The sequence below is a fragment of the Isoptericola nanjingensis genome, assembly GCF_050311635.1.
In the GTDB taxonomy this organism is placed as follows: domain Bacteria; phylum Actinomycetota; class Actinomycetes; order Actinomycetales; family Cellulomonadaceae; genus Isoptericola; species Isoptericola nanjingensis.
The window spans coordinates 280,663-296,925 of the sequence record NZ_JBNOZL010000003.1 but is presented as its reverse complement, the minus strand read 5'-3'; the positions used below and the strand labels follow the sequence as shown (position 1 = coordinate 296,925).

Annotated in this window: 15 protein-coding genes; 5 read left to right on the top strand and 10 right to left on the bottom strand. The window is 76.7% G+C overall.

Annotated elements, in window-relative coordinates; genetic code table 11:
* Window positions 1-140 precede the first annotated feature (140 nt).
* Window positions 141-485 (top strand): RNA polymerase-binding protein RbpA, encoded by a 345-nt coding sequence (locus ACQP6G_RS06845; protein WP_079575180.1) that lies wholly within the window; start codon window positions 141-143, stop codon window positions 483-485.
* 87 nt (window positions 486-572) lie between these two features.
* Here ACQP6G_RS06845 and lnt read toward each other — a convergent pair whose 3' ends face one another.
* The 10 genes from lnt to ACQP6G_RS06795 all read right to left on the bottom strand — a co-directional run bounded on the left by lnt (window position 573) and on the right by ACQP6G_RS06795 (window position 12,622).
* Window positions 573-2,405, bottom strand: coding sequence for an apolipoprotein N-acyltransferase (lnt, locus tag ACQP6G_RS06840; RefSeq protein ID WP_429763488.1), 1,833 nt, complete (start codon window positions 2,403-2,405; stop codon window positions 573-575).
* Between the two features lie 126 nt (window positions 2,406-2,531).
* Window positions 2,532-4,196: an amidohydrolase gene (locus ACQP6G_RS06835; RefSeq protein WP_429763487.1), complete on the bottom strand. Its 1,665-nt coding sequence runs from the start codon at window positions 4,194-4,196 to the stop codon at window positions 2,532-2,534.
* Between the two features lie 114 nt (window positions 4,197-4,310).
* A complete protein-coding gene (locus ACQP6G_RS06830; RefSeq protein ID WP_429763486.1) occupies window positions 4,311-7,301 on the bottom strand; it encodes a DEAD/DEAH box helicase in 2,991 nt (996 codons plus the stop codon).
* Window positions 7,302-7,436: 135 nt separating this feature from the next.
* The gene (locus tag ACQP6G_RS06825) at window positions 7,437-8,480 is read right to left on the bottom strand and encodes a diacylglycerol/lipid kinase family protein (RefSeq protein WP_429763485.1); all 1,044 of its coding nucleotides are present in this window, start codon (window positions 8,478-8,480) and stop codon (window positions 7,437-7,439) included.
* 61 nt (window positions 8,481-8,541) lie between these two features.
* Window positions 8,542-9,282, bottom strand: coding sequence for a twin-arginine translocase subunit TatC (gene tatC / locus ACQP6G_RS06820; RefSeq protein ID WP_429763484.1), 741 nt, complete (start codon window positions 9,280-9,282; stop codon window positions 8,542-8,544).
* 36 nt (window positions 9,283-9,318) lie between these two features.
* Complete coding sequence (gene tatA / locus ACQP6G_RS06815) at window positions 9,319-9,618, bottom strand: Sec-independent protein translocase subunit TatA (RefSeq protein WP_429763483.1); 300 nt, start codon at window positions 9,616-9,618, stop codon at window positions 9,319-9,321.
* Between the two features lie 133 nt (window positions 9,619-9,751).
* Window positions 9,752-9,922 (bottom strand): hypothetical protein, encoded by a 171-nt coding sequence (locus tag ACQP6G_RS06810; protein ID WP_429763482.1) that lies wholly within the window; start codon window positions 9,920-9,922, stop codon window positions 9,752-9,754.
* Window positions 9,923-10,039: 117 nt separating this feature from the next.
* Window positions 10,040-10,435: a hypothetical protein gene (locus tag ACQP6G_RS06805; protein ID WP_429763481.1), complete on the bottom strand. Its 396-nt coding sequence runs from the start codon at window positions 10,433-10,435 to the stop codon at window positions 10,040-10,042.
* A gap of 5 nt (window positions 10,436-10,440) precedes the next feature.
* Window positions 10,441-11,484, bottom strand: a complete 1,044-nt coding sequence (locus ACQP6G_RS06800; RefSeq protein WP_429763480.1) for a helix-turn-helix transcriptional regulator — start codon at window positions 11,482-11,484, stop codon at window positions 10,441-10,443.
* Window positions 11,477-12,622: a helix-turn-helix transcriptional regulator gene (locus tag ACQP6G_RS06795; RefSeq protein ID WP_429763479.1), complete on the bottom strand. Its 1,146-nt coding sequence runs from the start codon at window positions 12,620-12,622 to the stop codon at window positions 11,477-11,479. Before ACQP6G_RS06795 ends, ACQP6G_RS06800 begins: the two co-directional genes overlap by 8 nt.
* A 34-nt stretch (window positions 12,623-12,656) precedes the next feature.
* Between ACQP6G_RS06795 and ACQP6G_RS06790 the strand changes: the two genes are divergently transcribed.
* From ACQP6G_RS06790 to ACQP6G_RS06775, 4 genes are read left to right on the top strand one after another with little or no spacing between them, the layout of a single operon-like run.
* Complete coding sequence (locus ACQP6G_RS06790) at window positions 12,657-13,949, top strand: DUF3866 family protein (RefSeq protein ID WP_429763478.1); 1,293 nt, start codon at window positions 12,657-12,659, stop codon at window positions 13,947-13,949.
* 9 nt (window positions 13,950-13,958) lie between these two features.
* Complete coding sequence (locus tag ACQP6G_RS06785) at window positions 13,959-14,696, top strand: DUF4129 domain-containing protein (RefSeq protein ID WP_429763477.1); 738 nt, start codon at window positions 13,959-13,961, stop codon at window positions 14,694-14,696.
* Window positions 14,693-15,247: a hypothetical protein gene (locus tag ACQP6G_RS06780; protein WP_429763476.1), complete on the top strand. Its 555-nt coding sequence runs from the start codon at window positions 14,693-14,695 to the stop codon at window positions 15,245-15,247. Before ACQP6G_RS06785 ends, ACQP6G_RS06780 begins: the two co-directional genes overlap by 4 nt.
* On the top strand, window positions 15,244-16,257 hold the full coding sequence (locus tag ACQP6G_RS06775) for an AAA family ATPase (RefSeq protein ID WP_429763474.1): 1,014 nt from the start codon (window positions 15,244-15,246) through the stop codon (window positions 16,255-16,257). The genes ACQP6G_RS06780 and ACQP6G_RS06775 overlap by 4 nt, the downstream gene beginning before the upstream one ends.
* The last annotated feature ends 6 nt before the right edge of the window (window positions 16,258-16,263 follow it).

The window sequence follows — 16,263 nt, the reverse complement described above, 5'->3', positions numbered from 1 at the left end:
CACAGTGCCCGACCGCTCTCCCGGTCGGTGGCTCCGGTGTGGACCGTGCTTCACGGGACCTTCACGGACCGCCGGAACAACCCCCGGCAGGGCCGCGTTGGAACCTCAGGCCCCTTCCCACCGACCTCCAGGAGGACGACATGCCCGACCGGTCCCTGCGCGGCATGAGCATCGGCAGCAAGAGCATGGAGTCCGACGAGGGCGTCGACTTCGCCCCCCGGTTCCAGGCGCACTACGACTGCCCCAACGGCCACACCATCATCCTGCCCTTCTCCACCGAGGCCGAGGTGCCGCCGGTGTGGGAGTGCCGGTGCGGCGAGGAGGCGCTCCTGCGCGACGCCGAGCGCCCCGAGGTGAAGCCCGGCAAGCCGCAGCGCACCCACTGGGACATGCTGCTCGAGCGCCGCACCGTCGCCGAGCTGGAGGAGCTCCTCGACGAGCGCCTCGAGCTGCTGCGCGCCGGCAAGCTGCGCCGCAGCGCCTGACACGCGACACGCTCAGACCGCACGAAGGGCGGGCACCCCACCGGGTGCCCGCCCTTCGTCGTCCCCGTCGTGCCTGCTCGGCGGGTGTCAGCGCCGCCGGGCGCGCACCGCGGACACAATCCCGCCGACGACGAGCACGACCGCCGCCGCGCCGACCCCCCAGCCGGGCCAGTAGCCGGCCCGCACGGCCGGAGTCAGCTCCGTGCGCAGCGGCAGGTCCGCCACCCAGTGGTCGGCCGTGAAGAGCTGCGTGCGCGCCACCAGGGTCCCGTCCGGGGCGACGACGCCGCTCACGCCCACCGTCGAGACCTGCACCGCCGCCCGGCCCGTCGTGATCGCCTGCAGCCGCGTCATCGCGAGCTGCTGCGTCGACTCCGCCGTGTACCCGAACGACGCGTTGTTCGTCGGCACCACCAGCACCTGCGCGCCACGCCGCACGGCGTCGCGGATGATCTCGTCGTACGCCACCTCGAAGCAGATCACCGTCGCCATCGGCACCGTCGTCGGCCCGGCGCCGCGCCCGATCGCCGCGCCGTCCACCGGCAGGTCGACCACCGCGGGCTCGGTGCCGGGGATCATGTCCGTCGTCACCCGGTCCACCTGGGCGCTGAACAGCCGCACGAAGGAGCGGATCGGGATGTACTCACCGAACGGCGCCGGGTGCTGCTTCGCGTACCGCTGGGTCACGCCCTTCCCCGGCTCCCACAGCAGGGCCACGTTGTACCGCCCGCCCGTGTCCGGCCACTCCTGGGCGCCCACGAGGATCGGCGCGCCCACCGCCTGCGCCGCGTCGTCGATCGCCACGCCCACCTCCGGCGTCGTCTGCGGGTCCAGGTCCGAGCCGTTCTCCGGCCACAGCACCACGTCGACCGCGTCGCCCGGCTGGTCGCCGAACGCGCCGGACGCCTGCTCGTCCGCGATCGCGTACGTGCCCTCCAGGTGGTTGTTCAGCACCTCCGCCCGGTTCGCGAACGACCCCTCCCCCGGCTCCGACACGTTGCCCTGCACCGCCCCGGCGCGCAGCACGCCCGCCTCCGCGGTGCCCGTGCCCGCGTCCACCACCGTCCCTGCGCGGCCCGGGTCCTCCGCGTCCGTCACCTCGCGCGTGCCCGGGTCGTGCGCCAGGGGCAGCAGCAGCGGCGCGGTCACCAGGACGGCCGCGGCCAGGACGAGCACGGCGGCGCTCGCGGCCGAGCGCGCCCGGCGTCGGGCGTCGCGCCACGGCGTGCGCAGCAGGCGCCCGACGGCGAGCGCGAGCAGCACGCCCGCCGCAGCCACCAGCAGGGACACCAGCGTGGTGCCGCCGAGCCAGGCGGCGCGTCCGGTCGGCGCGCCCGCCATCGCCCACGCGAGGCGGCCCCAGGGGAACCCGCCGAACGGGATCTCGGAGCGCCACTGCTCCACCGCGACGAACACGACGGCGAACACGGCGGCCTGGGCGCCGGCGTGCCGCCGCACCCAGCCCCAGCGGCGCGCCCACGTCCACAGCGACCCGAACGCGGCGAGGAACAGCGTCTCCAGCACGGACAGCGCCACCCACGGCACGGTGTCCGTGGCGAAGTTCGCCCACCAGATGTGCGGCAGCCAGAACGTCAGCCCGGCGACGAGGCCGACGAGGAAGTTCCAGCCGGCGGCCCGGCGCCCGTCGCGGCGCAGCGCGGCGAACAGCAGCGCGACGCCGACGAACGCCAGCGGCCACGCCCCGACGTCCGGGAACGAGGCCCACAGCGCGGCCCCGGCCGCGACGGCGAGCAGCAGGGTCGCGGGACGGCTCGCCCACCGGTCGGCGGGCGACGTCCGGCGCGGGGTGGAACCCTCGTCACGGCTGACGTCACGGGTGACGTGATGGCTGTCGTCGACGCCGGGGGCGGCTGACCCGTCGGAGGGCTCCTCGACCGGGCCCGGGCTCACGTGCAACACCCCCGCAGGGTACGTGACCCGGCGCCGCGGCCGGGCTGCCGGGAGCCCGTCGAGCAGGCGATCCGACGCGGGAGCCGGGTGGTCGCCGCGCCGGGTCGCTTCCTCGAGGGCATGGGACGGCCGGGGTCAGTCGAAGGTGTCGTGCAGGACGACGCCGTCGCGCACGGTCTGCAGGCACACGGGGTCGGGCTCGCCCTCCGACAGGTCGGGCAGCAGCGGCTGGCCGGCGCGCGCCTCGGGGTTCCACGCCGACAGGCGGTCCCCCGGGGCCTGGACGGACAGGGTGTCCGCACGCCAGACGGCCAGGTGCGCGGGCGCGCCGACGCGCAGCTCGCCCGCGCCGGTGTGGTCCATCCCGGCGAGCCGCCACCCGCCGCGGGTGTGGGCGCGGAACGCGGCCCGCGCGGAGATGCGCTGCATGGTGTCCTCGTGGGTGAGGGTGGCGCGCACCGCCTGCCACGGGTCGAGCGGCGTCACCGGGGTGTCTGAGCCGAACGCGAGCGGCACGCCCGCCCCGGCGAGGTCGGCGAACGGGGACAGGGTCGACGCGCGGCCCGGCCCGAGCCGGGCCGCGTACATGCCGAGGCTGCCGCCCCAGGCGGCGTCGAACGCGGGCTGCACGGACAGCGCCACCCCGTACAGCAGCAGCGCGGCCAGGGCGGACGCGTCCACGAACAGGGCGTGCTCGAGGCGGTGGTGGCCCGAGCGCAGCAGGCTCGTGCCGTGCTCGGTGGCGGCGAGCTCCAGCCCGCGCACCACCTCGTCCATCGCGCGGTCGCCGATGACGTGAAACCCGCCCTGGGTGCCGGCGGTCGAGCAGGCGGCCAGGTGCGCGGCGATGTCCTCGCCCGTGAGGAAGAGGCGGCCCGTGGGCTCGGCGCCGCCCGGTGCGGCGAGCAGGTCGCTGTAGGGGTGGCGCAGCGCCGCGGTGCGGGAGCCGATCGACCCGTCCGCGCACAGGTCGCCGGCGATGCCGGTGAGGAACGGCAGCTCGGCGAGCATCTGCCGCGCGTCGTCCGCCGTCGCGCACAGCTCGCCCCGGTAGGCGACGACGTGCGGCAGCCCGCCCGCCGGGTCCGCGGTGAGCCCGACCAGCTCGGCCAGGCCCTCGCGGGTGTCCATGGTGGGCTCGCTCATCTCGTGCACGCCCACGATGCCGCGGGCGGCGGCGTCGGCGAGGGCGCGCCGGTAGGCGCGCGTCCGGCGCGCGGGCGAGACCTGGCGGACCGCGGCCGCCGCCGCGTGGTGGGCGTCCGACGTCACCATCCCCGACGCCTCCCAGCCGGGCGCGCGGTCGATGCCCACCGCGCGGGCGAAGGACCCGGACACGACGGCGGAGTGACCGTCGACCCGCGCCGCGTACACGCGCCGCCCGCCGCAGGCCGCGTCGAGCTCGTCCGCCGTGGGGGCACGCCGCTCCGGCCAGGTCTGCTCGTCCCACCCGAACGCGAGCAGCACCTCCTCGCCGCCCGGGTCCGCGGCGTCGAGCTCGCGAGCGCCGCGGGCGAGGGCGTCGAGCGCCGCCGCGAGCGACGTCGCCCCGCCCGACGCGGTGAGGTCGACCGACTCGGCCGCGAGGCCGGTCTCCAGCAGGTGGACGTGCGCGTCGACGAACCCGGGCGCCACGAGCGCGCCGTCCAGGTCGATGACGCGGTCGGCGCGGGCCGCGAGCCCGGCGGCGGTGTCCTCCGCGCCGAGCCAGGTCACGACGCCGTCGTCGACGAGCAGGGCCTCGGCGAACGGGTCCGCGGGCGAGTGGACGACTCCGTTGCGATACAGGGTGGACGTCACGGCCTGCACTCTATGGCACCGCTGCCCACCGCACCCCCACACCTGCCGCACGGATTCCTCACACCTGGCCTCACACCTGGCCCCGCACCCGGCGACGCGCGCGACCGCCGCCCGTCACACGCTGGAGTAGGCGACGACGCCGCGCAGCACGGCGGTCTGCGCCTTGCGAGCCGTGGCCCGCAAGGCGGGACGCGGAGCCGCCTTGGCCAGCTGGTCCAGCACGTCGAGCACCTGCTTGCACCAGCGCACGAAGTCCCCCGCCGCCACGTCCGTGCCGCGCAGCACCGCGTCGAGGTTCTTCCCCGACGCCCACCGGTGCACCGGTGCCACCAGGCCCAGGTCCAGGGGGCCCGTCGCCTCCAGGCGGTGCGCCGCCTCGAGGTCGGTGACCTCGGACCAGGCCCGCGTGGTGGCGTCCAGAGCGCGGGCGAGCCGCCCGTGCGGCCCGCCCGGCACGAACGGCTCGGACGCCTCCTCACGGCGCCCCGAGTACACGACCGTCGACACCGCCGCCGCCAGGCCGGGCGCGTCCAGGTCGTCCCAGATCCCGCGGCGCAGGCACTCCGCGAGCAGCAGGTCGTCCTCCGCGTACAGGCGACCCAGCCACCGCCCGTCGTCCGTGACCGCCAGGGTGCCCGGCGTCCCGCCGTCGGGGGGTGTCGAGGTGGCGTCGTCGGCGCGTGCCAGGTAGCCGAGCCGCTCGAGGACGTCGCAGGTGCGGTCGAACGTGCGCGCGATCGACCCGGTGCGCCCCTCGACCCGGCGCACCAGCTGCTCGTGCTCGGCGCGCAGCCGCTCCCACCGCTCCGCCCAGCGGGCGTGGTCGTCGCGCTCCGGGCAGCCGTGGCACGGGTGCGCGCGCAGCGCGTCGCGCAGGCGCTGCAGCTCGGCGTCGGACGCCGCGTCCGAGCGCCGCCCGCCGTGCCCGCCCCGGTGCCCGCCCGTGCGACCGTCCTGGTGCCCGCCCGCCGACGCGCCGCGCCGGGCGCCCGGGTGCCGGCCGGTCCCGCCGTCGCCCGAGAACGCCCCGAGCGCGTTGCGCAGGCTCGAGGCCAGGTCGCGCCGCTGGTCGGGGCGGCGCGGGTTGAACCCCTTCGGGATGCGCACGGTCGTCACCACCTGCACGCCGCCCGGCGCGTCCGCGAGGGTGAGCTTCTTGACCTGCTTCTCCTGGGTGAGCACGGTCGGCCGCGGCCCGTCGAAGCCGCGGTCGTCGCGGCCCGGGTCCAGGATGACGACGTACCCGCGCCGCCGCCCCGACGGCACCTCGACGACGTCCCCGCGCCGCAGCTTCTCGAACGACGCGACCGCGTCGGCCCGCCGGGCCCCGGACACCGCGCGCGACAGCTCCTTCTCCCGGTCCTTGATGGCCCGCCGCAGGCCCATGTACTCGGCGAAGTCGCCCCGGTCGCACGCCATCGCCTCGGCGTACCCCTCCATCGCCTCCGCGTGCGCCTGCGCCTGCTTCGCCAGACCCACCACGCCGCGGTCGGCCTGGAACTGCGCGAAGCTCGTCTCCAGCACGTCGCGGGCCCGCTCGCGACCCACCTGGCCCACCAGGTTGACCGCCATGTTGTACGTGGGCCGGAAGCTGGAGCGCAGCGGGTACAGCCGCTTGGACGCGAGCCCCGCCAGGGCCACCGGGTCCAGGCCCGTGTGGTCGACGACGACGGCGTGCCCCTCGACGTCGATCCCGCGCCGGCCGGCGCGGCCGGTGAGCTGGGTGTACTCCCCCGGCGTCACCGGCTGGTGGGCGGTGCCGTCCCACTTCACCAGCTTCTCCAGCACCACCGAGCGGGCGGGCATGTTGATGCCCAGCGCCAGCGTCTCGGTGGCGAAGACGACCTTCACCAGGCCGCGGGAGAACAGCTCCTCCACGGTCTCCTTGAACACCGGCAGCATGCCCGCGTGGTGCGCAGCGATCCCGCGCGACAGGGACTCGGCCCACGACCAGTACCCGAGCACGTCGAGGTCCTCGGTGGGGATCGTGGCGGTGCGCTCCTCCACCACCCGCCGGATCTGCGCCTCCTCCTCCCCGTTCGTCAGCCGCAGGCCGGCGCGCAGGCACTGCTGCACCGCCCCGTCGCACCCGGCGCGGGAGAAGATGAAGTAGATCGCGGGCAGCAGGGCGTCCGCGTCGAGGGAGTCCACGACGGCGAACCGCGGCGGCGTGCGGCGGTGCGCCACCGGCCCGCCGGCGCCCGGCCGGTTGCCGCCGCGACCCCGGTAGCCGCGGTCGCCCCGGCCCCGGTGCCCGTGCCGGCCGTGCGAGGACTCCGCCCGCGCCGCGACGCGGAACATCGCCTGCAGGTCGGGGTTGATCGGCGGGTTCGTGCCCGGGTCCGTCGGGTCGACGTGCCCCGCGTACAGGTCCATGAGGCGCGGCACGCCGCGCGGCTCGGGGGCCGAGACGACCACGTGCTGCCACAGCGGCACCGGCCGGCGCTCGCTGACCACCACGGCCGTGTCGCCGCGGACGGTGGCGAGCCAGTCGCCGAACTCCTCCGCGTTCGACACCGTCGCGGAGAGGGACACGAGCTGCACGTGGTCGGGCAGGTGGATGATGACCTCCTCCCACACCGGGCCGCGGAACCGGTCGGCGAGGTAGTGCACCTCGTCCATGACGACGTACGCCAGCCCGTCGAGGGCGGACGACCCCGCGTAGAGCATGTTGCGCAGCACCTCGGTGGTCATGACGACCACGGGCGCGCCCGCGTTGATGGACGTGTCCCCGGTGAGCAGGCCGACGTTCGCGACCCCGTGCCGGGCGACCAGGTCGGTGTACTTCTGGTTGCTCAGCGCCTTGATCGGCGTCGTGTAGAACGCCTTGCCGCCGCGCGCGAGCGCGAGGTGGACGGCGAACTCCCCCACGACCGTCTTGCCCGCACCCGTGGGGGCGGCGACCAGGACGCCGCGGCCCTCCTCGAGCGCGACGCAGGCGTCCACCTGGAACGGGTCGAGCTCGAACCCGACCACCTGACGGAACAGTCGCAGCTCACCCTCGGCGTCGGCCTTGTCGCGGGCGCTGCGGGACCGGGAGGCGGCGTACCGCTCGGCCGGGCTGAGGACGTCCTGGCCGGCGTCGGGGCGGGGGTGGGCGGTCATACCGTCAGCCTAGGCGCCGGAACCGACCCCTCGTCCTGCGGTGCCGGCCGCGTCCCGGGCCGGGTGCTGTCCGACGCACGGGGCACTCCGGCGACGCCTGTGCCCGACAGCTCGGCACACAGCTCGGCACACGCGTCAGCGGGGCTCGACCAGGACCTGCAGTGCGCGGGCCCGCACCTCGACGCGCAGCGGCAGGGCCCCGAGGCGCTCGCCGTCCGCGTGCGCGACCGGCAGGGGTCGCTCGCCCGCGACCCAGGCCTCCGGCCCGGGCTCGATCGTCACGGCGCGCGCCCGCACGACGTGCACCTTGCGGCGGCGCACGTGGCCGCCGGTGAACATGCTCGGGAAGACGGCGAGGGCGCCCGCCCTCGACAGGTCGGTGGCGACCAGCACGTCCAGCAGGCCGTCGTCGAGGGACGCCGACGGGGCGACGCGGATGCCGCCGCCGATCTGCGGGCCGTTGGCCGCGGTGACGAGCGCCGCACGGCCCGTCCACGTCGCGGTGCCGGCCGGGCCGGGCCGCAGCCGCAGCCCGGTACCGGCGTCGGTCGCCGCGCTCTCGGTCGCCGCTGCACCGGTCGTCACCCGGTCCACGGCGCCGTCGAAGGTGAGCCGGTACGACCAGGGCCGGTAGCGCACCAGCTCGAGCGCCGCGGCCACGGTGTACCGGGCGCTGCCGCGCGGGTGCCGCAGCAGGTTGGCGCGCGCGTTCACCGCGGCGTCGAGCCCGGCCGAGACGGCGCCGGCCACCCAGCGGGGGCCGGCGCCGGTGCCCGGGGCGAGGCCGGGGCCGGTGACGAGCGCCGCGTCGACGGGGCGACGTCCGGCGGGGCCGGCGTCCAGCGCCCGGCAGAGTGCGGCGCCCGCCGCCGCGGGGTCGCGCACGGGCAGCCCGAGCGTTGCCGCGAAGTCGTTGCCGGTGCCCACGGGCACGATCCCGAGCGGGACCTCGGTCCCTGCGACGGCCTGCGCCCCGAGGTGCACCATCCCGTCGCCGCCCACGACGACGAGCGCGTCGACGGGCCTGCCGGGCGCGTCCACGGCGGCGCGCGCCCGCGCGAGCGCGGCGTCCGCGTGCCGGCCGGACAGGTCGACGACGTCGTGCCCCGCCCGGCGAAGCCCGGCGAGCACGCCCTCGCCGGCGTACGCGGCCCGCCCCTTGCCCGCGGTGGGGTTCACGACCACGCCGAGGCGCAGCGGACGGCTCGCCCCGGCCGGACCTCGCCGCGACCGGTCCCGCTCAGACAGTGGGGGCGACCCTGCGCTTGTCGACGCGCCGGTCGTGCAGCACGCACAGCCCGAGGGCGCCGAAGTACAGCACGCAGATCGGCAGGGCCACGAAGATCATCGTCAGCGCGTCGGGCGTCGGCGTCATCACGGCCGCGAACACGAACGCGACGAGCACCGCCCACCGCCAGCCCTTGGCGAGGACCTCGTGCCGCAGCACGCCGGCCATGTTCAGGCCGACGAGGAACACGGGCGACACGAACGCGATGCCGAACGCCAGCACGAGGCGCATGACGAAGCTGAGGTACCCCTGCGCGTCGGTGAAGTTCACCGCCCCGTCGGGGACGAAACCCGCGAGGATGTCCACGGCGTGCGGGAGCACCCACCAGGCGAGCGCGGCGCCGCCGAGGAAGAGAGGCACCGCGGCGCCGAGGAACCCGTAGGCGTACCCCTTCTCCCGCCTCGTCAGCCCCGGGGTCACGAAGGCCCACAGCTGGTAGAGCCACCACGGGCACGTCACGATGACGCCGAGGAAGAGCGAGACCTTGATCTTCATGTCGAGCGCCGACGCCATGCCCGTGAAGTTGAGCGCGATCGTCTTGCCCTGCTCGAGCGCGGCGACCTTCAGGGGCGCCTGGAGCGCGGCGAGCAGCGGTTCGTACAGGACCCATCCGGCGGCCGCACCCACGACGAGGCCGCACGCGGCGAGGAAGAGCCGCTTGCGCAGCTCCAGCAGGTGCTCGCGCAGGGGCATGCGCCCCTCAGGGTCCCGGGTGTCTCCGGGCACCGACTACGCCCGCGGCTGCTTCGGGTCGATGAGACCCGGGATCTGCTCGCCGTCGCCCGTGCTCGTCGCGGTCGACGACGTCGTCGAGGAGGACGCGGTGCCGGTGGACGGCGACGTGGTGTCGGCCGGCGGCTCGTTCGAGTCGTTGAGCTTGCCGTCGTCCGTGAGGTCCTTGACCTCCTTCTTGAAGATCTTCAGCGACTGGCCGACGCTGCGCGCCAGGTCAGGGAGCCTGCGCGCCCCGAACAGCAGCAGGATCACGACCACCAGCACGATGATGTGCCAGGGCTTGAGCATGCCCATGAGAATGGCTCCTCGTTCTCGTCCGCCCGTGAGCGGGGGTGTGTCGGGGTCAACCCTAGTGGGTCCCCGGGGTCGCGGAGGTGACGTTCGGGTGACGACACGGCCCGATCGGCGCTCCGACCGGCGGATCCGGTCAGAACGGAGAGCCCTGCACCCGGGGCTGCACCATCACCCACTGCGTCTCGGTGAGGGCCTCCACGTCGGCGTCGTGGCCGCCGAACCGGGCGCCGGTGCCCGGGGCGCCGACCCCGAGCACCCCGGCCGGCAGGCCCGCCTCGTCCAGCACGGCCGCCCGCCGCAGCACGGCGGCCCGCTCCTCGGCGGGTCGCCCCGCCCAGTCGGCCTGGGCCGCGCGGGCCGTCCCGGCCGCCCGGTCGATGTCCGCCGGGGACGCCGGCGAGCGTAGCCCCCGTGGCCGGGGCTAGCGCCTCCGCGCCCGGGTGCGGGACCTCAGGTCGGCGTGCGCGGCCTTGTCGGCGGTGCGGGCGGCGAGCCAGCTCTCGTCCTGCCACCGGCGCCACGTCGCGGCCCGGCGCTCGCGGCGTGCCGCGGCCCGCTCGGCCGTGAGGCGGCGGCGCTCGGCCACGCGCTCGCGCAGCACGACCGGGTCGTCGAAGAGCGTGGGCGACGTGTCGACGCGGTGCGCCTCCGCCTCGGCGACGGCGGCGGAGATGCGGTCGGCGGCGGACCCGAGCACCTCCCCGGCGCGGGACGCCTCGCGCAGGGCGCGCACACCGGTGCGCCACAGGTGGCGTCCGAGGAAGAAAGCGCCCACGAGGGTCGCGACGACGAGCCCCGCCCAGATCCAGCCCCACATGCCGGTCAGCCTACGGTCTCGTCGGAGCTGGTCTCGTCGGTGCCGGACACGCTGCCGCCGGGCCCGTCCGCGGTGGTCGCGGCGTACGCGGCGAGCGCGGCCCGGGCGGACTGCGCGACGTCGTGCGCCACGTCGGGCGGGTCGACGGCGACGACGTCGGGCGCGTTGGCCAGCAGGAGCCGCCGCAGCCATGCGGGGTTCGTGACCCGCAGCCGCACCTCGACCGTGCCGTCGGGCAGGTCGCGGACCGACTCGGCGGGCACCTCCTCCGCGACCCACCGGGCCGCGGACGCGAGCCGCAGCGTCGCGGCCGGGGCGCCCCGGTGCGCGACGGACGCCCACACGTCGGCGCCCAGGTCGCCCGCGACGGCGACGTCGCGCTCGGCGACCGGCTCCTCCAGCACCTGGGCGTCGAGGATGCGGTCCACCCGGAACGTGCGGCGCCCGTCCACCCGCAGGCACCAGCCCACGAGGTACATGGCGCCGTCCTGGGTGAGCAGGCGCAGCGGGTCGACGTCGCGCTTCGTGGTGACGTCGGCGGCGTTGACGTAGCGCAGGTGCAGGCGGCGGCCCTCGGCGAGCGCGGTCGTGACGGCGGCGACCACCTGCGGGTCCCCGTCGCCCTCGAGCTGGACGTCGACGGCCCCCGCGGCCTCGCCGGTCGCGGCGGTCAGCTTGTCCAGGGCGGAGGCGACGACGGCGGCCCGCCGCCGGTCCGCCTGCACCGCGGGCGAGGCGTGCATCGCGCGCAGCGCGGCGACGAGCGCCACGGCCTCCCGGGTGCCGAGCCGCAGCGGGCGGGTCATGCCGCGCGCCTGCGTGAGGGTCACGACGCCGTCCTCCAGCGAGAACGCGTCGAAGTCGATGAGGTCGTCCGGCATGTACCCGGGGGTGCCGGACACCCACAGCGCGTCCACGTCCTCGCGCACCTGGCGCGGCGTCACGCCGAAGCGGTCCGCGAGCTCCTCCACCCGCACCGGCCCCGCACCGTCGAGGAACGCCACCAGCCCCAGCAGCCGCACCAGCCGGTCGTCCGCCCGCTCAGCCATCCGTCGTCTCCCCCGCCGTGTCCGTCACCCCGCCGGCCGAGCCCGAGACGCCCGCGGCGTCGAGCCCCGCGGCCGCCTCCAGGCGGCGCAGCACGTCCGCGCGCAGCTGCGGCGGCTCCAGCACCACGACCGCAGGCCCGTACCCCGCCACCTCGTCCGCGAACGCCGACAGGCTGCGGAACTCGACCTCCAGCAGGTCCCGCCCGTCGCGGCGGCCGCCCCGCCGCCCGCCGTCGCCACCGTTCTCATGGTCGGCAGCGTCACCGCCGTCGGTCGCGGGCACCGCGCGCGCCCGCAGCGCCTGCGCCCGCTCCGGCACCACGGCCAGCCGCGCCCGCTGCAGCGCCCCGACCCGCTCCCCGAGCATGGCGTCCACGTCCACCGCGTCGGGCACGTCGAACGCGCCCGCCTGCGACCCCACGCGCACCTTGCCCGAGATCCGCGACAGCCGGAACACCCGCGCCGCGCCGCGCGCCCGGTCGAAGCCCACCAGGTACCAGCCGCTGCCCCGCGCCGCGATCCGCCACGGCTCCACGTGCCGCGTCAGCTCCTGCCCCGTGCTCGCGGCCCGGTACCGGAACGACACGTCCCGCCGCTCCGAGACCGCCTCCAGCAGCGGCACGTACGCGTCGCCCGCCGCCCGCACCCGCGGCGCCAGCCCGGCCACCGCGTCCCCCGCGACCTCTCCCGCGCCCGCCGCCCGCAGCTTCGTCATCGCGCGCGACATGTCCGTGCGCAGCGTCTTGTCCGACCACAGCTGCGCCGCCAGCGCCACCACGCCCAGCTCCGCCGGCGTCAGGTCCACCGCGCCCAGCGCGTACGCGTCGTTGTCGATCCGGTACCCGACCTCGTCGCTGTGCCCGCCCGCGTCCACCGTGACGATCGGGATGCCGAGCGCCCGCAGCGTGTCCTTGTCGCGCTCGAACATCCGCTCGAACGCCTCCGTCGACGGCGCGTCGCCGTACCCCGCCACCCCCGCGCGCACCTGCTGCTTGGTCATCGACGCGCTCGTGTTCACCAGCGCGATGACGAGGTTCAGCAGACGCTCGGCCGGCGGGGTGCCCCGCGACGACGGCGCAGGGTCGGACGGCGCGGCGACGGGCGGGCCGGAGGCCGGTTCCACGGGGTTCGCAGGCATCGGCACCAACCTAGTCGCCGGTAGCCTCTCGTGGGTGACGACAGCGCCGAACCAGCCCCAGCCCCGCACGCCCCGCGACGCCCGGGACGACGCGCCCACCGGGCACGTCACCTGGCGCACCGGCACCGTCACGGCCCGCGGCGCCGGCTGGACCGGTGCCCGCGAGGTCACCCTCCGCCTCGACACCCCCCTGCCCTCGCGCGACCTCACCACCGCGCCCTGGGAGGTCCGCGGCCTCGCCTACACGACCCTCGTCGGAGACCCGGACGTCGGCGACCGCCTGCTCCTCAACGTCTCCGCGCTCGCCCGCGGCCTCGGCACCGGCGGGTACGCCCTCGTCGTCGGCCCCGCCGGGGACGCCACCGCCCTGCCCGCCGACCCCCACGCCGGCCCCGGCCACCTCGTCAAGGCGCGCTACACCCCCCTGCAGGCCATGGTCCTCGGCGTCGACGAGCAGGAGTCCGCCCACCACGACACCCTCCGCGACGCCGACGACCTCGCAGGCCTCCCCGTCGTCGTCGCCGACCTGCACTCCGCCCTGCCCGCCGTCGTCGCCGGCGCCCGCCACGCCGCCGACCTCGCCGGCCGGCCCCACCCCCGCGTCGCCTACGTGATGACCGACGGCGGCGCCCTGCCCGCCGCGTTCTCCCGCACCGTCGCCACCCTCCGCGACGCCGGCTGGCTCCACACCACCGTCACCGTCGGGCAGGCCTTCGGCGGCGACCTCGAGGCCGTCACCGTGCACACCGGCCTCCTCGCCGCCCGCCACGTCACGGGCGCCGACCTCGTCGTCCTCGCCCAAGGCCCCGGCAACCTCGGCACCGGCACCCGGTGGGGCTTCTCGGGCGTCGCCGCCGGAGAGGCCGTCAACGCCGCCGCCACCCTCGGCGGCCGCCCCGTCGCCTCCCTGCGCGTCTCCGGCGCCGACCCCCGCGACCGCCACCGCGGCGTCTCCCACCACAGCCTCACCGCCTACGGGCGCGTGGCGCTCGCGGCCGCCGACGTCCCCGTCCCCGACCCCACCGGCGACCTCGAGTCCCTGGCCCCGTGGGGCACCGAGCTCACCCGCCAGGTCCGCGACCAGGCCGGCACCCTCGCCCCCCGGCACCGCCTCGTCGACGTCCCCGCCGACACCGCCCTCCTCGACGCCCTGCGCGGCTCCCCCGCCCGCCTGTCCACCATGGGCCGCTCCCTCGACGGCGACCCCGCCGCCTTCGTCGCCGCCGCCGTCGCCGGCATGCACGCCGAGCACCTCACCCACGAGCACCTCACCCACGAGCACCTCACCCACGAGCACCTCACCCACGAGGACCCCGCCACCCGATAGCGTCGGCGCATGGCCCCACCGACGCGGACCCGGCACGCGGCACGCCGCGCCCTCGCACCCCTCGCCGGGGCCGCGCTCGCCCTCCTCGTCGTGCTCGGCGCCGCCACCGCCACCCCCTGGCGCTTCCGGCTCCCCGACGTCGCCCTCCCTCAGCCCGCGGCCTCCGACCCCGTCCAGCCCCAGATGCCCGGCGAGATCGTCCCCGGCGACCAACCCCCGCCCTCCTACGACGTCATCACCTGGATCGTCGTCGCCCTCTCCGTCGCCGGCGCCCTCCTCGTCGCCGTCCTCCTGTGGCTCCTCGCCCGCCGCGTCGTCCGCGCCCTCGCCACCCCCGAGGACGACGACGCCGACGGCCTCGCACCCGGCCACGCCACCACCGCCACCATGGCCGACCTCTCCCTGCCCGAGCTCCAGGACGCCGTCGCGACCGCCCTCGCCCGCATCGACGACGCCGCCACCCCGCACGACGCCGTCGTCGCCGCCTGGGTCGCCCTGGAGGACGCCGCCGCCCGCCACGGCACCCGGCGCGACCCCGCGCAGACCGCCACCGAGTTCACCGCACGGCTCCTCACCACCCGCCGCCAGGACGGCCGCGCCGTCCCCGCCCCCGACGTGGACACCCTCCGCCGCCTCTACCAGCACGCCCGGTTCACCGACCGGCCCGTGCACCCCGACGACGTCCACGCCGCCCGCACCGCCCTCTCCCGCATCGCTCGCGCCCTCGACCCCGCCCCGCACGCATGACCCCCACCCGACCGCCGCGTCCCACGCCGCTGCGCGCCCTCCTCGTCGTCGGCCTCCCGGCGCTCGCGGCCTGCGCGGCGCTCATCCTCTCTGGCGTGCTCGACCCGCTGCACGCCGCGCTGCTCGTCGTCGTGGCCGCGACGGCCGTCGCGCTGTGGCGACGCCTCGACGACGGCGACGAGGCCCCGTGGCCGGACGTCATCCAGGACCGCCGCGAGGGCGCGCGGAACGACGTCAGCGAGCTGGGCTGGGCCACGTTCACCCGCAGCGGCGCCGTCGGCGACCGCGTGCTGCGCCGGGTCCGGGACCTCGCGGCGGCACGGCTCGCCGAGCGTGGCGTCGACCTCGCCGCGCCCGGCGGCCCCGAGGCGGCCGCGCAGCTCCTCGGCACCGACGTCGTCGACGGGCTGGTCGCCCGCCGCGCGGTGAGCAGGGTCGACGTGCACCGCTGGCTCGACGCGATCGACACGGTGCCGGCGACCACCGCTCCCGCCACCGCTCCGTCACCCTCCCCGTCCCCCGACCGTCCCGCAGGAAGGCCCCCGAGATGACCGTCGACCCGCCCGACGCCCCCACGCCGAGGACTCCGGTGCACCCCCTCCCCGTCGCCGAGGTCGCGGCCCAGGGCCGGCGCGTCCTGGACGAGGTCGGGACGGCCGTCGTCGGCATGCGCGGCACCCTCGAGCTCGCCCTGGCCACCGTGCTCGCGGGCGGGCACGTGCTCTTCGAGGACGTGCCCGGGCTCGGCAAGACGCTCGCCGCACGCTCGCTGGCCACCGCCCTCGGCCTCGACTTCGCGCGGCTCCAGTGCACCCCTGACCTACTGCCCAGCGACATCACGGGCTCGTCGGTGTTCGACCCCGCGAGCCGCGAGTTCGTCTTCCGCCCCGGCCCGGTGTTCACCGGGCTCTTCCTCGCGGACGAGGTCAACCGCACGCCGCCGAAGACGCAGTCCGCGCTGCTCGAGGCGATGGCGGAGCGGCAGGTGTCGGTCGACGGCGCCAGCCGGCCCCTGCCGCGCCCGTTCCACGTCATGGCCACCTCCAACCCCGTGGAGTACGAGGGCACCTACCCGCTCCCGGAGGCGCAGCTCGACCGGTTCATGGTCCGGCTCGAGGTCGGCTACCCGGACCGGGCCCAGGAGCGGGACGTGCTGCTGCGCCGCGTCGCGCGGCGCGAGGAGGCGGCCCCCGTGCGACCCGTCGTCGACGCCGCGACCGTCCTCGCCATGCAGGCCGGCGTCGAGACGACCGAGGTGGACCCCGACGTCGCGGGCTACTGCGTCGACATCGCCACCGCCACGCGCACCCACGGGGCGCTCGAGGTGGGCGCCTCGCCCCGCGGCTCGCAGAACCTCCTGCTCCTGGCCCGCGCGGTCGCCGTCCTCGACGGCCGCGACTTCGTGCTGCCCGAGGACGTCAAGCGGGTCGCGGTCCCGGTGCTCGCGCACCGCCTCACCCTCACGCCGACCGCGTGGGCGTCGGCGGTCCGCGCCCAGGACGTCGTCTCCGAGCTCCTCGGCTCCGTGCCCGGGCCCGCCACGGTGGGCCGGCGGGGGTGACGAGCG